At 63.7% G+C, this 22,023-nt stretch carries 18 protein-coding genes; 4 read left to right on the top strand and 14 right to left on the bottom strand.

Annotated features, from left to right (window positions below):
* Window positions 1–450, bottom strand: a 450-nt coding sequence (locus tag M3I53_RS07920) for a helix-turn-helix domain-containing protein (RefSeq protein ID WP_254315387.1), incomplete at its 3' end; no start/stop codon positions are given.
* A gap of 241 nt (window positions 451–691) precedes the next feature.
* On the bottom strand, window positions 692–1,564 hold the full coding sequence (locus M3I53_RS07915; protein ID WP_254315386.1) for a DUF2092 domain-containing protein: 873 nt from the start codon (window positions 1,562–1,564) through the stop codon (window positions 692–694).
* Between the two features lie 226 nt (window positions 1,565–1,790).
* Between M3I53_RS07915 and M3I53_RS07910 the strand changes: the two genes are divergently transcribed.
* The 3 genes from M3I53_RS07910 to M3I53_RS07900 are packed head-to-tail and all read left to right on the top strand — an operon-like array spanning window position 1,791 to window position 5,307.
* Window positions 1,791–3,230, top strand: a complete 1,440-nt coding sequence (locus M3I53_RS07910) for an MFS transporter (protein ID WP_254315385.1) — start codon at window positions 1,791–1,793, stop codon at window positions 3,228–3,230.
* A gap of 24 nt (window positions 3,231–3,254) precedes the next feature.
* Complete coding sequence (locus M3I53_RS07905) at window positions 3,255–4,451, top strand: CaiB/BaiF CoA-transferase family protein (RefSeq protein WP_254315384.1); 1,197 nt, start codon at window positions 3,255–3,257, stop codon at window positions 4,449–4,451.
* A 1-nt stretch (window position 4,452) separates the two neighbouring features.
* Entirely contained in the window at window positions 4,453–5,307 is an 855-nt protein-coding gene (locus tag M3I53_RS07900) for a citryl-CoA lyase (protein WP_254315383.1), read from the top strand.
* A 51-nt stretch (window positions 5,308–5,358) separates the two neighbouring features.
* On the opposite strand, the gene M3I53_RS07895 is transcribed toward M3I53_RS07900, so the two are convergent.
* From M3I53_RS07895 to M3I53_RS07845, 11 genes are all read right to left on the bottom strand, one after another.
* Window positions 5,359–6,129 carry an IclR family transcriptional regulator gene (locus M3I53_RS07895; protein ID WP_254315382.1) on the bottom strand — a complete coding sequence of 257 codons (771 nt, stop codon included), beginning with the start codon at window positions 6,127–6,129 and terminating at the stop codon, window positions 5,359–5,361.
* Window positions 6,130–6,251: 122 nt separating this feature from the next.
* Entirely contained in the window at window positions 6,252–7,259 is a 1,008-nt protein-coding gene (locus M3I53_RS07890) for a substrate-binding domain-containing protein (protein WP_254315381.1), read from the bottom strand.
* 35 nt (window positions 7,260–7,294) lie between these two features.
* Complete coding sequence (locus M3I53_RS07885) at window positions 7,295–8,392, bottom strand: ABC transporter ATP-binding protein (RefSeq protein ID WP_254315380.1); 1,098 nt, start codon at window positions 8,390–8,392, stop codon at window positions 7,295–7,297.
* Between the two features lie 9 nt (window positions 8,393–8,401).
* Window positions 8,402–9,331: a carbohydrate ABC transporter permease gene (locus tag M3I53_RS07880; protein WP_254315379.1), complete on the bottom strand. Its 930-nt coding sequence runs from the start codon at window positions 9,329–9,331 to the stop codon at window positions 8,402–8,404.
* The gene (locus tag M3I53_RS07875; RefSeq protein WP_254315378.1) at window positions 9,328–10,272 is read right to left on the bottom strand and encodes a carbohydrate ABC transporter permease; all 945 of its coding nucleotides are present in this window, start codon (window positions 10,270–10,272) and stop codon (window positions 9,328–9,330) included. The genes M3I53_RS07880 and M3I53_RS07875 overlap by 4 nt, the downstream gene beginning before the upstream one ends.
* 8 nt (window positions 10,273–10,280) lie before the next feature.
* Window positions 10,281–11,519: an ABC transporter substrate-binding protein gene (locus M3I53_RS07870; RefSeq protein WP_254315377.1), complete on the bottom strand. Its 1,239-nt coding sequence runs from the start codon at window positions 11,517–11,519 to the stop codon at window positions 10,281–10,283.
* A 244-nt stretch (window positions 11,520–11,763) separates the two neighbouring features.
* Window positions 11,764–13,167, bottom strand: coding sequence for a GH1 family beta-glucosidase (locus M3I53_RS07865; RefSeq protein WP_254315376.1), 1,404 nt, complete (start codon window positions 13,165–13,167; stop codon window positions 11,764–11,766).
* Between the two features lie 201 nt (window positions 13,168–13,368).
* Complete coding sequence (locus M3I53_RS07860; RefSeq protein WP_254315375.1) at window positions 13,369–15,045, bottom strand: SulP family inorganic anion transporter; 1,677 nt, start codon at window positions 15,043–15,045, stop codon at window positions 13,369–13,371.
* 194 nt (window positions 15,046–15,239) lie between these two features.
* Window positions 15,240–16,964: a SpoVR family protein gene (locus M3I53_RS07855; protein WP_254315374.1), complete on the bottom strand. Its 1,725-nt coding sequence runs from the start codon at window positions 16,962–16,964 to the stop codon at window positions 15,240–15,242.
* Complete coding sequence (locus tag M3I53_RS07850) at window positions 16,961–18,229, bottom strand: YeaH/YhbH family protein (RefSeq protein WP_254315373.1); 1,269 nt, start codon at window positions 18,227–18,229, stop codon at window positions 16,961–16,963. The genes M3I53_RS07855 and M3I53_RS07850 overlap by 4 nt, the downstream gene beginning before the upstream one ends.
* 175 nt (window positions 18,230–18,404) lie before the next feature.
* A complete protein-coding gene (locus M3I53_RS07845) occupies window positions 18,405–20,327 on the bottom strand; it encodes a PrkA family serine protein kinase (RefSeq protein ID WP_069265701.1) in 1,923 nt (640 codons plus the stop codon).
* A gap of 476 nt (window positions 20,328–20,803) precedes the next feature.
* Here M3I53_RS07845 and M3I53_RS07840 point away from each other — a divergent pair, with 476 nt between their 5' ends.
* A complete protein-coding gene (locus tag M3I53_RS07840) occupies window positions 20,804–21,043 on the top strand; it encodes a hypothetical protein (protein ID WP_254315372.1) in 240 nt (79 codons plus the stop codon).
* 48 nt (window positions 21,044–21,091) lie between these two features.
* On the opposite strand, the gene M3I53_RS07835 is transcribed toward M3I53_RS07840, so the two are convergent.
* Complete coding sequence (locus M3I53_RS07835) at window positions 21,092–21,853, bottom strand: 2-keto-4-pentenoate hydratase (protein WP_254315371.1); 762 nt, start codon at window positions 21,851–21,853, stop codon at window positions 21,092–21,094.
* Window positions 21,854–22,023 lie beyond the last annotated feature (170 nt).

Here is a 22,023-nt window from a genome sequence, read left to right as displayed (position 1 = left end):
GTCGATCTGGATGAGCTCGCCCAGGCACGTACGCCGTGCGCGCGGCTGATAGATCTTCGGCGGCCGCTGCCGGCGCGCAACCCATAGTCCTGCGTCCATCATGAGTTTGCGCAACGTCTCCTTCGCCAGCTGGATGCCGTGGCATTCCCGGAGCTTCTCGCAGGCCAGCGTGGGCCCGAAATCGGCGTAACGCTCACGGACAATCGATAGCGCCCGGTCTGCCGTTACGCGGTCTAGCCGGTTGTTGCTGGGCCGCGAGCGTCGCCGCGACACGAGGCCTTGCGGCCCGTGCTCACGAAACCGGCCAACCAGCCGGCGAATCTGCCGGGTCGTCAGCCCAAGCCGCTGCGCTGCGCGCAGCGGCTTGAGCCGTGCGTCCACCACGTCCTGAATGAGCTTCAATCTGTCCAGCTCGCGCATCGTCATTGTTATCCGTTCTGTTGCCGCCATTAAAGCTCCCAAACACTGGATTCCCAGCGATCTGTTAGCTTACGATCGTCCAAAAAGCGGACATCTGAACTTGGCTAAAAGCGGACACTACAACTTAGCCCGTACAATTAAAAAGTGCGATAATTTATCTTATGTTAAATAAGAAAAATCGACGGGCGCCCCCGCCTGGCAAGGCTTCCCGCCCGTCTGCACTTCTGTCCCGATAGCCCGCAAGCATCGGGACGATCGCTTACGCAGCCGGTCATCGAGCCTCCTCGAACGAAGGCCGCACGGCAGCCGGCTCCAGTTCGATTTGCTTCGCACCGGGATTCGGATGCAACGCAAATGTCGATGCGACGAACGACGGCGCCAGATTCCAGCGGTACGTCACTTCATGGCGCGGCCTCGAAGGCTGGGTCGTGTCGGTAACGACCAAGCGGCACGGCAGCGGCCGCCGTCCCTGCTCGATCCACATTTCCCAGTCGGCGCCTCGCTGCTGAAACGCGTAATGCGTGCACCAGCGCGTATCGACTTTCTCAACGCCGAGCACCTGCGCCGCCGAGATCGCCGCGTTGTCGTCCTTGCCGTTGCCCCAGTAGAAAAGCTCCGCGAGCGGCGCTTCGATACGCCAGCTATTCGCGAGTTCGCGTACGAGGCCATCGAGCGTCGGTGGCGCGGCATTGCGCGTGTAATAGCCTTTCTTTTCGTTGAACGTCATGAACTCGCGGCCGTCATAGACCAGTCCGCGCACGTTGCCGTTGCCCGTGATGTCGGCGCGAAGTCGGTCGGGCCGCTTGATCTTGAGTACCGTATGGCGCAGCAGCGCGGCGTTCTGGCCGTCGTCGAGCACGACGTCGGTCGACGTGTCCGCGGTGACCTCGAACTTGTGCAACGTGCGCAGATAAGCGCCCATGGCATTGAGTGCGTCGAGCGCCTGCTGATCGACGGCTGGCTGCGGCGCGTTCGCGGCGGCAGTACCCTCGTTGTTGGCGAGATCGGTGAGCGGCGATGGCACATTCGATTGAGCTTGTGTGTGCCCTTCGCTCTCCGGATGCGCACATCCGCAGAGCGCGATAGCGGCGCCAAACGACAAGGCGAGCGCGGCAGGAACTCCAGCAAGGACTTTCTTCTTCAAGACGTCTCCTGACTGTGCATCCATATAAAACGACCGGCGATTAGCACACGACATACCCGGTAGCTGTCCGCAAGGCGCACGCCGCCTTCTGCCCCCAACGTCCGGACTCAGTGAAAGCCCTGGTCAGCCGGCTTCCCGGCCCGCAGTATCATCGAACCATCTTGTAGAACGCCGTTCTGGCAAATAGAACGAGCAGACAGATAAACGAAGCGCTCAGGAGGTTCCGATGTCCAGCTTGCCAATCGGAGCGACACACACGTCGCTCCGGGACCATGCCGCCACGCCAGTCAGTGCGGCCGAGATCAACGCGCGCATTGACCGCCTGCCGGCCACGCGCGCCATCTGGACGCTCGTGCTCCTGCTTTCGCTGGGCGGCTGGTTCGAGTTCTACGATCTGTTTTTTACGGCCTATGTCGGGCCGGGCCTCGTGAAAAGCGGCCTTTACTCGACCACCACGGCTTCGTTCTTTGGCTTCTCGGGTCTCGGCGCCTTCGTCGCGGCGTCGTTCGCGGGGCTCTTCATCGGCACGTTCTGCCTGACCGGTCTCGCGGACCGCTATGGCCGCCGCACGCTGTTCACCGCATCGCTGCTCTGGTACTCGGTGGCGACCTGCGTCATGGCGCTACAGACAGGCGCGCCCGGCATCAACCTGTGGCGCCTCATCGCGGGCATTGGCGTGGGCGTCGAACTCGTCACCATCGACACCTACGTGAGCGAACTCGTGCCAAAGCATATGCGAGGCCGCGCGTTCGCGTTCGTGCATCTGGTGCAGTACACGGCCGTGCCGGCCGTCGCATTGCTCGCGTGGTGGTTCGTGCCGCGCGCGCCGCTCGGCTTCGACGGCTGGCGTTGGGTCGTGATGTTCGGCGCGTTCGGCGCACTCATCGCCTGGGCGATCCGCCGCCGCGTGCCCGAAAGCGCGCGCTGGCTCGCCCAGCGCGGCCGCACCGAGGAAGCCGCGCGCATTCTCGCAAGGCTCGAAGCGAAGATCGAGGCGCAGTACGGGCGCATGCTGCCCGCGCCAGTCGTCGAATCGGTCAGCGACGAAACGCTGGCCAAGGCGCGTTTCGCGGAAATCTGGCAGCCGCCTTACCGTCGCCGCACGATCACCCTGCTCGTCTTCAATCTGTTTCAGGCCATCGGCTTCTACGGCTTCGCCTCGTGGGTGCCGACGCTGCTCGTTTCCAAGGGCGTCACGGTCACGCACAGCCTGCTCTACTCTTTCGTGATCGCCGCGTCGAATCCGTTCGGTCCGCTGCTCGGCATGGCGATTGCCGACCGCATCGAGCGCAAGACGCTCGTCGTGCTCTCGGCGCTCGCCATCGCCGTCTGCGGCACGCTGTTCGCCATGCAGACTTCGGCAGGCATGCTTATGTTCCTCGGCGTGCTCATCACACTGGGCGGCACTCTCCTCTCGGTCGGCTATCACGCGTACCAGGTCGAACTGTTCCCCACGCGCATGCGCGCCACGGCCGTTGGCTTCGTTTATTCGATGTCGCGCCTCTCCGCGATGTTCTCGGGCTTCATGATCGCGTTCGCGCTGCGCCACTTCGGCGTGCCAGGCGTTTTCGCGCTGATCACCGGCGCGATGATCGTGGTGATGGCGGCCATCGGCATCTTCGGGCCGCGCACGAAGAATCGCGCGCTCGACGACATCTCCCGCTAATTTATTCAATACGAGGCGGTAACCATGCTCCCGTTAGCCGGCGTGCGCGTCCTGGATCTGTCGAATGTGCTCGCGGGTCCGTTCTGCGCCTATCAACTCGCGCTCTTTGGCGCCGAAGTCACCAAGGTCGAGCATCCTGAAGGCGGTGACCTTGCGCGGCGTCTCGGTGCCGACAAGGACGCCGCGGCGCGCAATATGGGCGCGTCGTTCGTGGCCGTGAATGCGGGCAAGCGCTCGATCACGCTGAACCTGAAAGACCCGCGCGGGAAGGCCATTTTGCTCGATCTGGTACGCCACGCCGACGTGCTCGTCGAAAACTTCCGGCCTGGCGTGATGGACCGCCTCGAACTCGGATACGATCAGTTATCCAAAGTGAACCCTGCGCTGGTCTACTGTGCCATCTCCGGTTTCGGCGACGAAGGCGAGCTCTCGCGCCGCCCGGCGTATGACCAGATCATTCAGGGCATGTCCGGCGTGATGAGCGTGACGGGCGACGCGCATAGCGCGCCGCTGCGCGTGGGCTATCCTGTCTCCGATACGGTGGGCGGCCTCACCGCCGCGTTCGGCATTTGCGCCGCGCTCGTCGACGCGCGCACGAGCGGTCGCGGGCGGCGCCTCGACGTTTCGATGCTTGAAGCCACGCTCGCGACCATGGGCTGGGTCGTGTCGAACTACCTGAACGCCGGCGTCGAGCCCGCGCCGATGGGCAACGAGAATTTCACGGCCGCGCCCTCGGGCTCCTTCCGCACCGGCGCCGGCCTGCTCAATATTGCGGCAAACGAAACGCGCCAGTTCGAAAGCCTGTGCGAGGTGATCGGCCGCCCCGACCTGCCGCGCGACGAGCGCTTCTCCGCGCGCCATTCGCGCAAGCAGCATCGCGATGCGCTAAAGGACGAGATCGAATCCGCGCTCGCCGCCGACAGCGCGGCCAACTGGGAAGCGCGCCTGCTCGAGCGCGGCGTGCCTGTGGGCCGCGTGCTCTCGGTGCCCGAAATCCTCGCGCATCCGCATCTGGCCGAACGGCGCTTCATCCGCGAGTTCGAACCGGCACAGGGCGAAGCCGCGCAACGCGTGACGCGCGCGGGCCTGCGGCTCGCCGATGCCGATGCCGCACCCGCCACGCCCGCCCCGGTTCTTGGCGCCCACACGCGCGAAACGCTCGCAACACTCGGTTACGAAGCCGCCCAAATCGCCGCCCTTCACGATGACGGAGTGATCTGACATGCCGACGACGAACCCAACGACGAACACAGCCACGCCCGATCTCGCCGAGCTTTGCGCCGACTACTGGAGCACCTCGATCATCGACATACATCCGGGCTCCATCAAGGTGCGCGGTTATCCGATCCAGGAGCTGATCGGCAACGTGAGTTTCCCGCAGATGATCTGGCTGATGCTGCGCGGCGAGCTGCCCGGCGACGAAGAGGCCACGCTGCTCGAAGCGGCGCTCGTGGCCTCGGTCGACCACGGACCACACGCGCCTTCGATCGCGATCTCGCGCATGGCCACGAGCTGCGGCTTGCCGATCAACGGGGCAATGGCCTCGGCGCTCAACGCGCTTGACGATGTGCACGGCGGCGCCGGCCAGCAGGCGGTCGAACTGTATGCCGACATCGCCGCGCGCATTGTGGCAGGGGCCCCATTCGAAGCGGCGGTCGAAGCCGGTGTGGACGAGTTCATCGCCAGTCACGGCAAGTATCTGCCAGGCTTCGGTCATCGCTTTCATCCGGTCGATCCACGTGCCGGACGGCTGCTCGCGCTCGTCGATGCACGTGTGGCGTCCGGCACCATCGAGGGCCGCTATGCCGCGATTGCGCGTGGCATCGAAGCGCTGCTGAAAAAGCGCAAGGACCGGCCCGTGCCGATGAACATTGACGGCGTTACGGCCGTTATCTACGCCGAACTGGGCTTTGCGCCCGAACTGGCGCGCGGCGTGTTCTGCCTCTCGCGTGCGGTGGGCATCCTCGCGCATGCGTGGGAGCAACGCGGGCGCGGCGAGCGTAACAAGGGGCCCATGCCGCGCCAGATCCCATACGCCTATACTGGCGCACCGGAACGACACCTGGAGCAGTCCTGATCAACGCTCCGTGAAAGCGACGCGTGCAAACGGCGCGGGCCAAGCGTGGCTTCAGGCGTCCTGACGTGCGCGCGCGGCGTGCGCACGTTGGGCGGCGCGCAGCGCGAGCGAGTCGCCGCCGAGCGCGTCGGTAGCGCGTATCGCGCAGCCGAACAGCGCGTCGAGATGGCGCTCGACGAACGCCCCGTCGATACGCGAACTCGGCCCGGCGAGCGTGAGCACGCCACGCAAGGTATCGTGAACACCGAACACGGGCATGGACACGCCGGCGGTTTCGCGGTCGCGTTCACCGATCGAGATGCAGTAGAAGTCGTGGCGAATAGTCTCGAACGGCTCGCCCGGCTCGCCGCCGAATGCCAGCAGCGCGCGGCCGCCAGATCCGCTTTCTAGCGGCAGCACGTCGCCCTCGCGCACATGGTGGCGCACCACATGATGGGAGTCGACGCGATGCAGGCACACGCGCACCGCGTTGTCGCGCACGTAGAACGAAACGCTCTCGCCGCTCGCCGCGGCCAGTTCACGCATGAGCGGCAGCAGAATGTCGCCCATGTTGAGACTGCGCTGATAGAGCGCGCCCAGCGCAAACGTGGCGGGACCGAGCTGGTAGCGGCCGTCGTCAAGGCGCAGCAGCAGGCGATGCTGAATCAGCGCACCGGCCAGCCGCAGCAACGTACTTTTATAGAGGCCCGTGCGCGCCGCGAGTTCGGCGAGCGTGAGCGCACTGTCTCCGGGTCGAAACGCGAACAGGATGGCACACGCGCGGTCGATGACAGCGACGCCCTCTTCTTTCTTGACCGTACCAGCCGGGTCTTGCGCGGGCATGAATGGAAAACGTGGGGATTGGGAATGGGCTCGATTTTACGCGACTTGCCGCCTCCCAGGTGCGGCTCCCCCGACCTAACCTTCGCCTCCACCGCTGTGGCTCGTTGCACGCAACGCGTACGTTACTTCGCCCGGACCACCGAATCGCGCATCGTCACACTCACGGGGAAGGTGCGCTCGATCGGCCACTGTGTGCCGTAGCACTGGTTGATGAGCCAGCGCACCGCATTGCGCGTGAGCTCCGCGGTGGGAATGTGCACCGAGGTCAGCGCGGGCGCCATGTAGGCCGCTGAATAATCGTCGTCGTAGCCGATCACCGAAACGTCGTGGGGCACGCGCAAGCCTGCCTGCTGCAGGCGCGCGAGCGCACTCATGGCCATCGTGTCGTTCGCGCAGAAAAGCCCGGTGAAGCGGTGTCTGCGCTCGAGAAGCGTCCCGGCCGCCACATAGCCGCCTTCGGGCGAGAAGTCCGAGACGATATGCGGCACAGTCCGGCGCTCGATGCCGTGACGCGCCAGTTCGGCGAAAAATCCATGCAGACGCGCGGCATTGTCCGATGACGTGGACGGGCCGCCGATCACAGCAAGCTCGCGATGGCCGTGCTCGATGAGCGTGCGGGCGGCCATCTCGCCGCCGTGAAAGTGATCGGCGCAAAACGATGCTTCGGGCAACTGATCGAATGAGCGGTTCAGGAAGGCCATGCGCGGGTGCATGGCGTGCAGCATCTGGAGGTCGTCGTCGTACAGATCGTGGCTGATGACCACGACGCCGTCGCAATCGCGGCCGATCAGAAAGCGCACGGCCTCGATGGCCTGCTCGCGCGGCGAAGCTTCGCCGCAACCGGTAGCGACCACCACATGGCGCCGCACGGCGCGCAACTGCGTATCGGTTTCCTTCAGGATGGTGCCGTAGTACGAGCCGAAAAACGTCGGTACGAAGATACCGATGATGCCGAGCGACTTCGTGGCCATCGCCCGGCCGATGGACGAAGGCCGGAAGTTGAGCTGCTCGATCGCAGCCTGTACGCGCGCGGCTGCTTCCGCCGAGACCGGACCGTTGCCCGATATCGCCCGCGAAGCCGTCGAAAGGCCCACGCCGGCCAGCGCCGCCACGTCTTTCAGGGTCGCCACGTTCCTGGTCTCTCTGTCTTTGTCGGTTGTATTCATCAAATCCGTGCGCCGGTTTCTTCGTCGAACAGCGAAACATGCGCACCGTCGACGGAGAACGGCACCGCCGCCCCACTCGCCAACGGCGTCTTGTCCTGATCGATCGATGCGATCTGCCCTCCCTGATGCTCGATCCACAGGACCCGATGATTGCCCATCGGCTCCACGAGCGTCAAGCGGCCGTCCCACGTCGTTTCATGAGGGCGCACTGCACCACCTGCGCGCACGTCTTCCGGGCGCACGCCGAGGACGCAGGGGCGCGTCGGATCCGGCGCGCCCTTGAACGCGTAAGCCGACACATCCACGTCGAGGCCTGGCCCGCGAAAGCGCAGCCGGCCTTCGTCGGCTTCGAGCCTGCCACGCAGCAGGTTCATCGGCGGCGCGCCGAGGAAGGTCGCGACGAACAGGTTCTCGGGGCGCGCGTAGACTTCGGCCGGCGTGCCGAACTGCTGGATCGCCCCGCCCTTCATCACCGCCATGCGCGTGGCGAGCGTCATCGCCTCGACCTGGTCGTGCGTCACGTAGATCATCGTCGCGCCGAGTTGCTGATGCAGCTGCTTCAGTTCGCGGCGCAATTCGGTGCGCAATTTGGCGTCGAGGTTGGAGAGCGGCTCATCGAACAGGAACACGTCGGCCTCGCGCACGAGTGCCCGCCCGATCGCCACGCGCTGGCGCTGGCCGCCCGAGAGCTGCGCGGGTTTGCGCGAAAGCAGCGGCCCGAGCTGCAGCATGTCGGCGGCGCGCTTCACGCGGCGGTCGATCTCCGCCTTCGGTGTGCCATTGATACGCAGTGCGAACGAGAGATTGCGCTCCACGTTCATGGTCGGGTAGAGCGCGTACGACTGGAACACGAGCGCCACGCCCCGATCCTTCGGGTCGGCCCAGGTCATGTCCTCGCCGCCGATCTCGATGCTGCCGTCGGTCACGTCGACCAGGCCCGCGATGCTGTGCAGCAAGGTGGATTTGCCGCAGCCCGAAGGCCCGAGCAGCACGACGAACTCGCCTGCGCGCACGTCGAGATCGAGTTCGTCGATCACCGTGTTCGCGCCGAGGTCGATGCGCAGGTTGCGTACGGAAACGTTCGTGAGATTGCCCATGCCCTGCTCCTAGCCTTTCACCGCGCCCGAGGCGATGCCGCGCACGAACCAGCGCCCCGAAATGAAGTAGATCGCGAGTGGCACGGCCGACGTGAGGATCGTCGCGGCCATGTTGACGTTGTAGATACGCTCGCCGGTCGTCGTGTTGATGATGTTGTTCAACTGCACCGTCATCGGGAGGTTTTTCGTGCCCGCGAACACGAGGCCGAGAATGTAGTCGTTCCAGATGCCGGTGACCTGCATGATGATCGCCACGACGATGATCGGCACCGACATCGGTAGCATGAGCTGCAGGAAGATGCGCCAGAACCCGCCGCCGTCGATGCGCGCGGCCTTGAACAGCTCCTGGGGCAACGACGCATAGTAGTTGCGGAACAGGAGCGTCATGACCGGCATGCCGAAGATCGTGTGTATCACCACGATGCCCGGCAGCGAACTGAACAGATGCACGAAGGCGAGCACGCGCACGAGCGGGTACACCATCACCTGCACGGGAATGAACGCGCCCGCGAGCAGAATGCCGAACAGCACGCCCGCGCCGCGCGGCCGCCAGAATGACAGCGCGTAACCGTTCACGGCGCCCACGGCGATAGAAATAACCGTGCTCGGCACGACGATGCGCACCGAATTCCAGAAGCCCACGCGGATGCCGCCGCAGTCGAGACCCGTGCACGCGGAGGACCACGCGTCGCGCCACGGCGAGAGCGTGAAATGCAGCGGCAGCGCGAGCAGATGACCGAGGCGGATCTCGGTCATCGGCTTGACCGAAGTCACCAGCATCACATAGAGCGGCAGCAGGAAGAACAGCGCCGCGGTGAACAGAAACGCATATACGCCGAGCCGCGCGGGCGTTAAGCGGCTGCGCGGCTTACGCCGCTTGTGTGCGGCACGCGCCGGAGCGGGCGCGGGCCGCAGCGAATCGGCCAAAGGCGTGCTCATGCCCGGTCTCCTTTGAGCGCCGCGCGGCTGCGCGCGTAGAAGAATGGCGCAAGAATCGCGAGGACGGTAGCGAGCAGCACGATCGACGCGGCCGATGCGAGCCCGATGTTCGCGCGATTGAACAGGTAATCCATGATGAATTTCGCGGGCACCTCGCTCGCGGTGCCGGGGCCGCCCTGGGTCATCGCGACCACGGCGTCGTAGAGCTTCACGACCATCACGAAGAGCAGCACGAATGCCGTGGAGAGCGAGGCCTTGAGCATCGGCACGACGATGCTCGCGTACACGCGCCAGCGAGGAATGCCGTCGAGGCGCGCGGCCTTCCATATTTCGTCGTCGATGCCGCGCAGGCCCGCGAGCATCAGCGCCATCACGAGGCCCGAGGCCTGCCACACCGTGGCGATCACGAGCGTGTAGATCGCGAAGCGCTGCGTCACTATCCAGTCGAAACGCGCGTGCTCGAATCCCATGTGCCGCAGCACGGCCTGCACGCCGAGTTCGGGGTTGAGGATCCACTGCCAGACGAGGCCCGTTGCGACGAACGACATCGCATAGGGATAGAGAAACACCGTGCGCAGCGCGCCTTCCGCCACGACGCGCTGGTCGATGAAGATCGCGAGCAGCAGCCCGATCACGAGGCATGCCGCGATGAAGCAAACACCGTAGATCACGAGATTCTGCAGCGACAGGATCCAGCGGTCGTTCTGGAAGAGCCGCACGTACTGCGTCACGCCCGCGAAAGTGTTGGTGGGCAGCGAGCGCGAGAGGCTGAGCGAGACGCGCGCTGTCCACAACATGGTGCCGAGATACGCGAACAGGACCGTCGCCGCCATCGGCGCGAGCGCGATCCAGGCGGCGAGCGAGATCCGCCGCCGCGCGGGGCGCGCGCTGCGCACTTGCCCCGCTTGGCGTTTGGCCGGGTGCAGCTTGGCGGCGTACATGGTTGCGCTCAGCTCTGGATTGCCGTGGCGAAGGCCTTCTGCGCGTCTTCGGCCGACTGGTTCTTGTTCCAGAAGTTCGTGATGACGTCCTGGAGCGCGCCCTGGACATCAGGCGGAATCAGCATTTCCGGGTTCGGCAGTTGCCGCGGCTTGTCCTTCATGATCGTCATGCCCTCCTTCGCGCAGATGTCGAAGCCCGAGGTGTCCACGTCCGGGCGAATCGGAATCGAGCCCTTCTTCTGGTTGAACGCGACCTGCGCGGCAGGCGACGTCATCACCGTGGCGAGCAGTTGCTGCGCCTTGACCTGCTCGGGGTTGTCGGTCTTCGGGAACACGAACACGTCGCCGGCGATCATGTACGGCGACTTCGGGAAGCCGGGGAAGCATCCGAAGTCCTTGCCCGCCACCTGGTTCGCGGCCGAGAACTCGCCCTTGGCCCAGTCGCCCATGATCTGCATGCCCGCCTTGCCGGAAATCACGAGCGCCGTGGCGTCGTTCCAGTTGCGGCCGGGCGAGCCCGGATCCACGTAATTATGCAGCCGCTTGAAGGTCGTGAGCACGTTACGGAACGCCGGCGAATTCACGGCGTTCGCGTCGCGGTCGCGGTAGACCTTCATGTAGAGGTCGCGGTCCATGTCGGCGAAGATGGCGTCGAAGGTGATCTTCTCCTGCCAGGCCTGGCCGCCCAGCGCGAGCGCAATCAGGCCAGCCGACTTTAGCTTGTCGAGATCGGCGAAGAGTTCGTCGAAATTCTGCGGTTCGCTCTTGATCCCGGCCTTGGCGAACGCGGGCTTCGAATAGAAGAACCAGTCCTGCATGTGGATATTCACGGGCGCGGCATAGTAGTGCCCTTTGACCTTGATCGCCGTGAGAATCGATTCAGGAAAGATGCCGCTCCAGTTCTCCTTCGTTGCGACCGCATCGACATTGTTAAGGAGTCCCTGGTCGATGAGGTCGTGAAACTGCGTGGACGTATTGAACTGCGCGGCGGTGGGCGGATCGCCGCCCACGATTCGGTTGATTGCCGTTGCGCGCGCCTGGTCCCCGCCGGCGATCGCGTTGTCCACCCACTTCCCACCCGCCTGATCGTAGGCAAGCGCGAACTGCTTGATCGCGGCCGACTCGCCGCCCGACGTCCACCAGTGAATTACGTTTGCGTTGAGCGGCTGCGCGGCGTGGGCCGCGAGCGCGCCGGCCAGCGCGAGAGCGGCGACGATGCCGCGCAGAACGGGTGCGTTGTGCTTCATTGCGTCTCCTGTAGATCCGGAGTTGGCGCTTCAGCTGTCGCCTGGCGTCAGTGCTTTCGGCACCGGCGTCGGGCCCATGCAGGGCTCCGGTTGCTCCGGGTTGGTCTGCAAAAGCTTTTGGATTGGAAGTTTCGTCGGCCACGGCGCGTCGTACGGCATGCCCGAGCGTCGCATGCCCTGCCGTGGTTGTCACGCTAGTTGTTGCCCTTGCTCGGTGACCCTGTCAAGCGCCCTTGATCTGCCATCAAGCGCCGTCAAGCGCGCGCCGCTGCGCGATGAAATGCGCAATGAGTTCCGCGCTGCGCTTGGGCGTGCGAACCTGCGTCTCGTAATCGACATGCACGACGCCAAAGCGCCGCTCATAGCCGAACGCCCATTCGAAGTTGTCGAGCAGCGACCAGACGAAATAGCCGCGCACATCCACACCGGCCTTGATCGCAGCGTCCACGGCAGCGAGATGGCGCTTGAGAAACGAGATGCGCTGCGTGTCGTTGACCTTGCCGCCGCTCACGCGGTCGTCCGAAGCCATGCCGTTCTCGGTGATGTAGATCGGCGGCAGGTTCTCGTAGGTGCGGCCGAAACCGATCAGCAGGTCGCGCAGACCGTCGGGGTGAACTTCCCACCCCATCTGCGTGCGCTCGACGTCCTTCAGCGGCACTTCGACGAAGCCGTGAGCGCCGTCGCTCTTCACATTGGTGCGGAAATAGTAGTTGATGCCGAGGAAATCGAGCGGCGCCGAGATCGTCTTCATGTCGCCTTCGAGCACGAGCGGCTCGGTGCCGGGCCAGAGCTCGAAGAGTTCTTCGGGATACGCGCCCTCGAGCAGCGGATCGAGAATCCACGCGTTGTGCTGCACCTCGAAGCGGCGCGCGGCGCGCACGTCTTCCGCAGACGAGGAGTCGGGCGTGCCGCGCCCCACGTTGGCCACGATGCCCTTGGTCGAGCCAGGATCGTTCGCGCGCAGGACGCCGGTGGCGAGGCCGTGCCCGAGCAGCAGATGATGCATGGCCTGGGTGGCGTAGCGGCCGTTCGCGAGGCCCGGCGCATGATGGCCGTTGCCGTAGCCGAGGTACGCCGAGCACCATGGCTCGTTGAGCGTCATCCATGCGTCGACGAGGCCGGACAGTTCGCGGCTCATGAGGTCCGCGTAGTCGGCGAAGCGATAGGCGGTGTCGCGGTTGAGCCAGCCACCGCGATCTTCCAGATGCTGCGGCAGGTCCCAATGGTAGAGCGTGGCAAAGGCGCGCACGCCCTTCTCCCTCAGCCGCTCCAGCAGACGCTTGTAGAACGCGATGCCTTTGGCATTGGGCCGGCCCGCCTCGTCCATCACGCGCGGCCATGCGATGGAAAAGCGATAGGCCTCGAAGTTCAGGCTTTCGAGCAGATCGAGATCGGCCTCCCAGCGGTGATAGTGGTCGCAGGCCACGGCGCCCGTGTCGCCCGCGAGCACCTTGCCCGGCGTGGCGCTGAAGGTGTCCCAGATCGACGGCAGGCGCCCGTCCTCGTGGATCGCGCCTTCGATCTGGTACGAAGCCGTGGCCGCGCCCAGGAGGAAGTCGCTGCGCCACAGGGCGGAGCTGGCGGGCGGAGTGAACGGATCGTCGGCAACTGCGGCGGCGGAATGCGGCAATGCGGTGTCCTGAGTCACGAAGCCTCCTGCGCGGAAATCACCGGGGTTCGGGGTAGCCGGATCGGGTTGGAGTGGAAGCGCTTCCACAGCGCTTGAGGGGCACAATAGCAGCGGCGAATTCCAACGGGCAATCGGGGTTTTTCTGGACGTTTTTATGTAGCCGCTTCACCCGTTTGCCGCACTACACGCCCTTTTGCCTTGTAGCATGGCTACACGGAGTCAGGCATCTGAGCGCGACGCCAGTTCGGGACGCACCGCCGCGAGCGCTTCATGCAGGGTCGGGAAGATGTTCGCACGGCCCACCACGGCCGTGATGCCGTGCCGAGCCATATCCGAAAGCAGATAGCGGTTCACGCGGCCGAAAATCACCTTCACGCCGCGCTCCGCGAGTTCCGCGCAAAGGTCGATCACGGCGCGCCCCGCGGAATAGTCCAGATCGGTAATCGCCCCCGCATCGACGACCACGCAGTGCACGGGCGACGGCGCCCGATCGATCAACATGCGCAGCTCGTCGACGAACAGGTGGTCGTTCGCATAGAACAAGTCCGCACCGAACCGATAGACAATCAGTCCCGGCGCCGTGAGCTGCCCCGCTTGCGCGGGTTCGGGCAGCCAGTGCCCCTCGTTGTTCGGCACGAGCACCATGGTGTGCGGCCGGTAGCTATGGCGCACGTGGCGCAGCAACGACAGGCCGATCGCGATGAGGATACCGTTCTCCACGCCGATCACGACGACGGCGAGCGCGGTCGTCACCGCGAGCCGGAATTCACCGGGACTTTCGCGGCGAATGTCGATCAGTTGGCGAATGTTCACCAGTCCCACCGCAATCGTGAAGACGATCGCGGCCAGCACGCAGTGCGGCAGATATTGCAGCAGGCGGCTGAAGAACAACAGCACCACGAGCACGACGCCCGCGAACACGAGCTGTGCGAACTGGCTGCGCGCGCCGGCCTGATCGGCCATGGCGGTCTGCGTGAGGCTGCCGTTTACGACGAACGCGCCGCTCATCGAGGCCGCCGCATTGGCTGCCGCGAGGCCGAGCAGATTAGTGTCTTCGTCGGTGCGCTCGCCGTAGCGCTCGGCAAACGCGCGGCTCGTGGCGGCGCTCTGCGCGACGATGATGACGAAGCACGACGCCGCCACCTGCAGCAGATCGATCATCTGGAACCAGCCCACCGCGGGAAAGCTCAGGCGCGGCAAGCCGCCCTGTACGGGGCCGATCACCGAAATGCCATGGCCCGCGAAGTTCAGCATGGCGCTCGCGGCGATGCTCCCCGCCACGGCGACGAGCGGCACCGGCCAGCGCGGCCGGAACGTCTTGAAGACCAGGATCGCCGCTACGACGACCACGGCGATGGCAAGCGTCGGCCAGTGTATCGCGCCGAGTTGCGTCACGATCTGCTTGATCTGCAGGACAGTGCGGCGTGAATTGACAGTGATGCCAAGCATGTCGCCGAGCATCGCCACGCCCACCTGCACACCCACGCCCGTGAGAAAACCGGCGAGGACGGTGCGCGAGAGAAAGTCCGCCAGAAAGCCGAGACGAAACATGCGCGCGATCAACAACATCACGGCCGTGAGCAAGGCGGTCATGCCCGCGAGCGCGACATACTCGGCGCTCGAAGGCGCTGCCATTGTCGTAAGACGGCTCGCGAAAATCGTGGCCGTAGCGGAATCGGCGGCGACAACGAGATGACGCGACGCGCCAAAGAGTGCGAACGCAACGAGCGGCAGGAAGCCGGTGTACAGGCCGGTTACGGCGGGCATGCCAGCGATGCGCGCATAGCCAAGCAATTGCGGCACGTTCATCGAGGCGAGTTGCACGCCGGCGAGCGCATCGCGCAATGCAGACGCGCGAGAAAGCGGCCGCACGCCGCGAAACAGTTCAAACGCCATTACGCCATCCTTTCGAAATCCGCCTTTATGTGCGGTGTTTTTAGCTGCGGGGTCACGGGCGCTGTATGTTAGCGCGCGCGGGCGTTCCAGAACGCATTCGATTGCAACGTCGTTGCCCGCGCATCAATGAAAGAGGCCAGCCCGCAGGCTGGCCTCATGACTGATATGCTCAGTCGCGTCACGCAGCGCGACGGCTACACCCGAATCGGTGGCGGCACGTAACGGCATTCATAGCGTTTTCGGACCGTGCCGTTCTCATCCACGCTTTCGAGGAACACGTCGAACTGCCAGAGGCGCGCCATGTGGCGCAGCACTTCGTCGGTGTCGCCCGAAAGGTGGCGATTGTCGCTCATGAAATGACGCAGCGTGAGACTGCGGTCGCCGCGCGTATTCACCGACCACACCTGGATATTCGGCTCGCGATGATGCATGTCGTACTGACGCGAGAGTGCCTGGCGCACGTACTGGTAGCCGCTTTCGTCGTGGATGGCCGAGACTTCCAGTGCGTCGCGCATGTCGTCGTCGAGCACCGAGAAGAGCCGCATTTCGCGGATCAGATGCGGCGAGAGATATTGCGCCACGAAGCTCTCATCCTTGAAGTTGCGCATGGCGTAGTGCAGCGCCTTCAGCCATGGACTGCCGGCCAGCTCGGGGAACCACTTGCGGTCCTCCTCCGTGGGGTTCTCGCAGATGCGGCGAATGTCGCTCATCATCGAAAAGCCGAGCGCATACGGATTGATGCCGCTGTAATACGGCTTCGTCACCGGCGGCTGATAGATCACGTTGCTGTGCGAATGCAGGAACTCCATCATGAAGCCGTCTTCGAGCTTGCCCTGCGTATAAAGCGTGTTGAGCAACGTGTAATGCCAGAACGTGGCCCAGCCTTCGTTCATGACCTGGGTTTGCCGCTGCGGATAGAAGTACTGCCCGATCTTGCGCACGATGCGTATGACTTCGCGTTCCCACGGTTCGAGCAGCGGCGAGTTCTTTTCGGCGAAATACAGCAGGTTTTCCTGCGGCTCCGGCGGAAAGCGCTCGTCGATCTCCTCGGCAACGGGCATTTGCTGCTTGGGCAGCGTACGCCATAGCTCATTGACCTGGGACTGCAGATAAGCCTCGCGTTCCCGGCGCAATGCGGCCTCGCGCTCGAGCGACAGCTTTTGCGGACGTTTATAGCGGTCCACGCCGTAATTCATGAGCGCGTGACACGAGTCGAGCAACTCTTCCACGCGGTCGAGACCATAACGCTCCTCGCATTCGGCGATGTAATTCTTCGCGTAGACGAGGTAGTCGATAATGGCGTGCGCGTCCGTCCACAGACGGAACAGATAGTTGCCCTTGAAGAACGAGTTGTGCCCATACGCGGCGTGCGCGATCACGAGCGCCTGCATCGTCATGGTGTTCTCTTCCATGAGATAGGCGATGCAGGGGTTGGAGTTGATGACGATCTCGTAGGCGAGGCCCATCTGCCCGCGGCGATAGCTCTTTTCCGTGGAGAGAAAGTGCTTGCCGAACGACCAGTGGCGATAGTTCACCGGCATGCCAACGGACGCGTAGGCGTCCATCATCTGCTCGGCGCTGATCAGTTCTAGCTGGATCGGATAAACATCCAGTTCGTACTGCTCTGCAACATGCGAGATGTGTGTGTCGTACTCCTCGATGAGTTCGAAGGTCCAGTCGGAGGGGCACGGCAACGGCCGTTTGTCGGCTACGTTCATTTGCACTTCCCTTTGCTGGGCGAGCCCATGCTCCTTGTGGTGAGCAGCCCCGGCGGCATGTCCGGGCGCTTCGGCGTCTTCGTGGTGGCCGGGCTTGCGCTCGTCACCGTTATCGCCATGATGCCCTTTTTTGTGGCCGCTCGTCTTCCGGCGCTCCGGCTGGTAGCCGCGCGCCTCATTGTGCAGGTGGCGTGTCGTCATGAGTGCTCCACCTGCTTTTCGAAAAGCTCCCGGAACACCGGGTAGATGTCCGCCGCGGTGTCGACTTTTTTCATCGCCAGATGCGGTTCGGTGAGTGCGAGCTGCGCGTATTCGAGCCAGAGGTTCTGCTCCTCCGGCGTCACCTGAATATACGCAAAATAGCGCACCTGAGGCAGGATGTCATCCGCGAGAATCTTGCGGCATTTGGGCGAATCGTCAGTCCAATTGTCGCCGTCCGAAGCCTGTGCGCCGTAGATATTCCAGTCGCTTGGCGAATAACGGTCCTCGATCACTTTTTTCATCAGCTCCAGTGCGCTCGACACGACCGTGCCGCCGCTTTCGGTGGAATGAAAGAAGGTGTCCTCGTCCACTTCCTCGGCGCGCGTATGGTGGCGAATGAAGACCACCTCGATCTTTTCGTAATTGCGCTTGAGGAACAGGTACAGGAGGATGAAGAAGCGCTTGGACAAATCCTTGCGCTGCTCGTCCATCGACCCCGATACGTCCATCAGGCAGAACATCACGGCCTGGCTCGACGGTTGCGGCTGCTTCACGCGATTCACGTAACGCAGATCGAACGGGTCGATGAACGGAATGCGCCAGATGCGCCCGCGCAGGTGATGAATCTGCTCTTCGAGCACTGCGATCTCTTCGCGCCGGTCGGCCGGGTCGGCCTTGAGCGCTTCGAGCTGTTCCTCGAGTTCGTGCAGTTCGTTGACGAGCGGCGCGCCGAGCGCGATGCGACGGCCGAGCGCGCTGCGCAACGATCTCACGACGTCGATGTTGTTCGGCGTGCCTTCGGCCGCCCAGCCCGCGCGGATGCTCTTCCACGTGGGCACTGCCATTAGATGGGTTTTGACGAGGCGGGGCAGTTCGAGGTCGTCGAAGAAGTACTGCATGAATTCTTCGCGGGAGAGTTCGAACACGAAGTCGTCCTGACCTTCGCCCTCGTTGCTCGCCTGGCTGCCGCCACCGCCGCCGCCGCCCTGTGGGCGCGGAATGCGGTCGCCGCGAATGTAGTCCTCGTTGCCTGGGTGAACCATTTCGCGCTTGCCGCCGGCGCCGTGCCGGAACGACGGCTCCGCGATGTCCTTGCGCGGAATGGTAATGCTCTGGTTGCTTTGTATGTCCCTGATGCTGCGGTCACGCACCGCTTCCGAAACGGCGTGACGAATATAGTTCTTCACGCGGCGCAAAAAGCGCTCGCGGTTAGCAATGCTCTTGTTCTTTCCGGCTAGCCTGCGGTCGATGATTTGATGAAGCACATCCAGTCTCCCGCTCCAGTTGCGAATGGGCGAGGTGCGCAGTGTTCATTGCCGCGTCTGCCATTGTGCGTGCCGCGTTCACCCGCTCATGGCCACGCCGCCTGCGCCCCGCCGGGGGTCCTTTTGCGCCGCCGCAAAACTGCGGCAGCGCACTCGGACGGTAAAGCCTCTTCGTTCACGACGACTTGCGCACCCGCAGATACCAGTCGCAGAGCAACCGGACCTGCTTCGGCGTATAGCCCTTCGCCACCATGCGGTTGACGAAGTCTTCGTGCTTGCGCTGCTCTTCCGCCGATCCTTTCGCATTGAACGAGATAACCGGCAAAAGTTCTTCCGTGTTCGAAAACATTTTCTTTTCGATCACCACGCGCAGCTTCTCGTAGCTGATCCAGGCCGGGTTCTTGCCGGCGTTGGCCGCACGCGCGCGCAGCACGAAATTCACGATCTCGTTGCGGAAGTCCTTCGGGTTGCTGATGCCCGCTGGCTTCTCGATCTTCTCGAGCTCGGCATTCAACGCCGCGCGATCGAAGCTTTCGCCCGTATCGTGGTCGCGGAACTCCTGATCCTGAATCCAGAAGTCGGCGTAGGTGACATAGCGGTCGAAGATGTTCTGCCCGTATTCGGAATACGACTCGAGATAAGCGGTCTGAATCTCCTTGCCGATGAACTCCGCGTAGCGCGAAGCCAGCACGTCCTTCACGAACGACAGATACTTCTGCTCGGTTTCCGGCGGGAACTGCTCGCGCTCGATCTGCTGTTCGAGCACATACATGAGGTGCACCGGATTCGCGGCCACTTCGGTCGAGTCGAAGTTGAACACGCGCGAGAGAATCTTGAACGCGAAGCGCGTCGAGACCCCGTTCATCCCTTCGTCGACGCCCGCGAAGTCGCGATACTCCTGGTACGACTTCGCTTTTGGATCGGTGTCCTTGAGGTTTTCACCGTCGTACACCTGCATCTTCGAAAAGAGACTGGAGTTCTCCGGCTCCTGCAAGCGCGTGAGCACGGACATCTGCGCCATCATCTTCAGCGTGCCCGGCGCGCACACGGCCTCGGCCAGCGACGAATTGCGCAACAGCTTCTCGTAGATCTTCATCTCTTCCGAGTAGCGCAGGCAGTACGGCACCTTCACCACGAAGATACGATCGAGCAGTGCCTCGTTGTTGCGGTTGTTGCGAAACGCCTTCCACTCCGACTCGTTCGAGTGCGCGAGGATGATGCCGTTGAACGGAATCGCCCCGAATCCTTCGGTGCCCTTGAAGTTGCCTTCCTGGGTGGCCGTGAGCAGCGGGTGCAGCACCTTGATCGGCGCCTTGAACATTTCGACGAATTCGAGCAGCCCCTGATTCGCGAGACACAGGCCGCCCGAGTAGCTGTACGCGTCGGCGTCGTCCTGGGCATATTGCTCGAGCTTGCGGATGTCCACCTTGCCGACGAGCGACGAGATGTCCTGATTGTTCTCGTCGCCAGGTTCGGTCTTCGCGATGCCGATCTGGCGCAGGATGGACGGGAAGCGGCGCACCACGCGGAACTTGCGGATGTCGCCGTTGTATTCGTGCAGGCGCTTCACGGCCCACGGGCTCAGGATGCTGCGAAGGTAACGGCGCGGTATGCCGTATTGCTCTTCGAGTATCGGGCCATCTTCGTCGTAGTCGAACAGCCCGAGCGGAGACTCGTTCACGGGCGAGCCCTTGATCGAGTAGAACGGCACGCGCTCCATGAGCTGCTTCAGCCGCTCGGCGATGGAGGACTTGCCGCCGCCCACCGGACCGAGCAGATAGAGAATCTGCTTCTTCTCTTCGAGTCCTTGCGCCGCATGGCGGAAGTACGCGACGACCTGCTCGATCACGTCTTCCATGCCATAGAACTCGCGGAATGCGGGATACACCTTGATGACCTTGTTCGCAAAGATGCGCGACAGACGCGGATCGTTGCGGGTGTCGATCTGTTCGGGTTCGCCGATTGCCGTCAGCATGCGTTCGCCAGCCGTGGCGTACGCATTGGGATCTTCCTTGCAGAGCGCGAGATACTCCTCGAGCGAGAACTCCTCCTCTCGCGTTTTTTCGAAGCGGGTCGCGAAGCTGCTATAGATATCCATGCTACCTCCTCGCCAAGATCTGCGACCGATGTCGTGCGCGGCGCGCTATTCGGAAACGACATCGCTCAAATTCATCCTAAACCCTTTTGAAATTTTTCGCACCGTTAAATCGCGCCTGATGTGCCCTCTAAAGCTAAGCATTATTGAGCGCTTGGAGGGCGCCAGACAACGACTTACAATGATCTTCCCTGCTGGTGCAAATTTCAGACCGGGGTCATGCTCGCGCCCAGATGCTGTGCCTGAGTGTTGGCCAATACCTCAGCGCCGGGCATTCGCTGCAAGCCACTTTTTACCTGGTGTTCGACCGGCTTTTCGCCTTGTCATCCGGCCTGTGCGGCGCCACGGCATACGCAGTGCCTCTTCATCAAACGCACCAGTGCAGCGCCGGTGCACACCCGTTCGTTACGATTTGTTCGTGAGCCCGCGGAGCGCGCTCACGTTGCGCACTGACACGCAGATGTTGTGAGCACGCGTCAATGCGATTTTTTCCCGTTTTACGCGTCGATTTCACCATCGTCGGTGACCTGCCGCGCATTCTTGCGCAGATGCGATCAACGCTGCGAGGCCCTGTCGGCAGTAGTGGTTTTCCCGCGCCGATCAAACGACGCGCGAAGGAAATGGCGCCCGTGACAGGTTGCCAGGTTTACACCCATGAGCCACACAACGCGCACAAAAAAATAAAGCCGCCGCGCAATGTGCGCGGCGGCCGTTCGTGAGGGCGAATATGACAGGTGCGACAGTTACATGGTGCGCCCTTGGGCGACCTAGACGAACTCGACTTCGACTTCACCCAATCCGTCGATGTGCCCGTGCAGGAGGCCGGGTGTATCGATACGGTGCGCACCGACATAGGTACCCGTCGTAATGGTCCATTCGGGCTCGATCGTGATGCCCATCGCGGCGCAATGATTGATGAACCAGACCAGCAGCTCGCGCGGATCGCCAGCGGGGTTGCCCGGCGCCTCCGGCACGAGCGAGGCGCCGTCGAACGACAGTTCGAGCTCCGGCGCGACGAAATCGAACACGCGGGCAAGCGTTGGGTACGCCAGCGCATGGCCGGTCACGAGTGCGCCGTTGTTCTGCGCATCGGCGAGCTGGGCGAGCGGCGCGACGTTGGGCCACTGCGCGAAACGGCTATCGACGATCTCGATGGCCGGCAGGATCTGGCCGACGCGCGCTAGCACCTCGTCGCGCGCATAGGCTTCGGCGCGCGGGACGATCGGTTCCGAAAAACGAAAGGCGATCTCCAGCTCCACCAGCACGCGGAAGAAGTGGCGGCGCTCGAAGCGCGCCGGCGAGGCGTGCACGAGCGGCGCCGGGATCGGCGCGCCGGAGGCAGGTCCGCCCGGGGCGCGCGCGCCCACCTTCCAGCCGCCCGTGGTGGTCTCGAGCCCGGCGAGCACCGCCTGCTGGATCGCATAGGCCGTGGCCGCGTCGGGCGGCACGCGCTCGGGTTCCAGCGTTTCGATCAGATGATGATGCCGGCGCGCATTCACGAGGCGTTGCGCGAGATCGTCATGCGTCATGTCGGGTTCCTTGTTGTGCTGTCATGCGGCGCCGGCGCTCGATGCCGGCGCAATCCGTCCTGCGTGGCGCCGTGCGCCCTCCCTTGCCGCTGCGGCGCGGGTCCTTCCTCTCGCGGCGCCACCCCGTATGGGCCGCGCTCGGACATCGGCGCGGGCTGAACGGTCCAGCA

Origin of the sequence: Paraburkholderia sp. CNPSo 3272, from assembly GCF_024206495.1 — a bacterium.
Classification (GTDB): domain Bacteria; phylum Pseudomonadota; class Gammaproteobacteria; order Burkholderiales; family Burkholderiaceae; genus Paraburkholderia.
The sequence above is the reverse complement of the archived record's forward strand: the minus strand, read 5'-3'. Positions and strand labels throughout refer to the sequence as shown.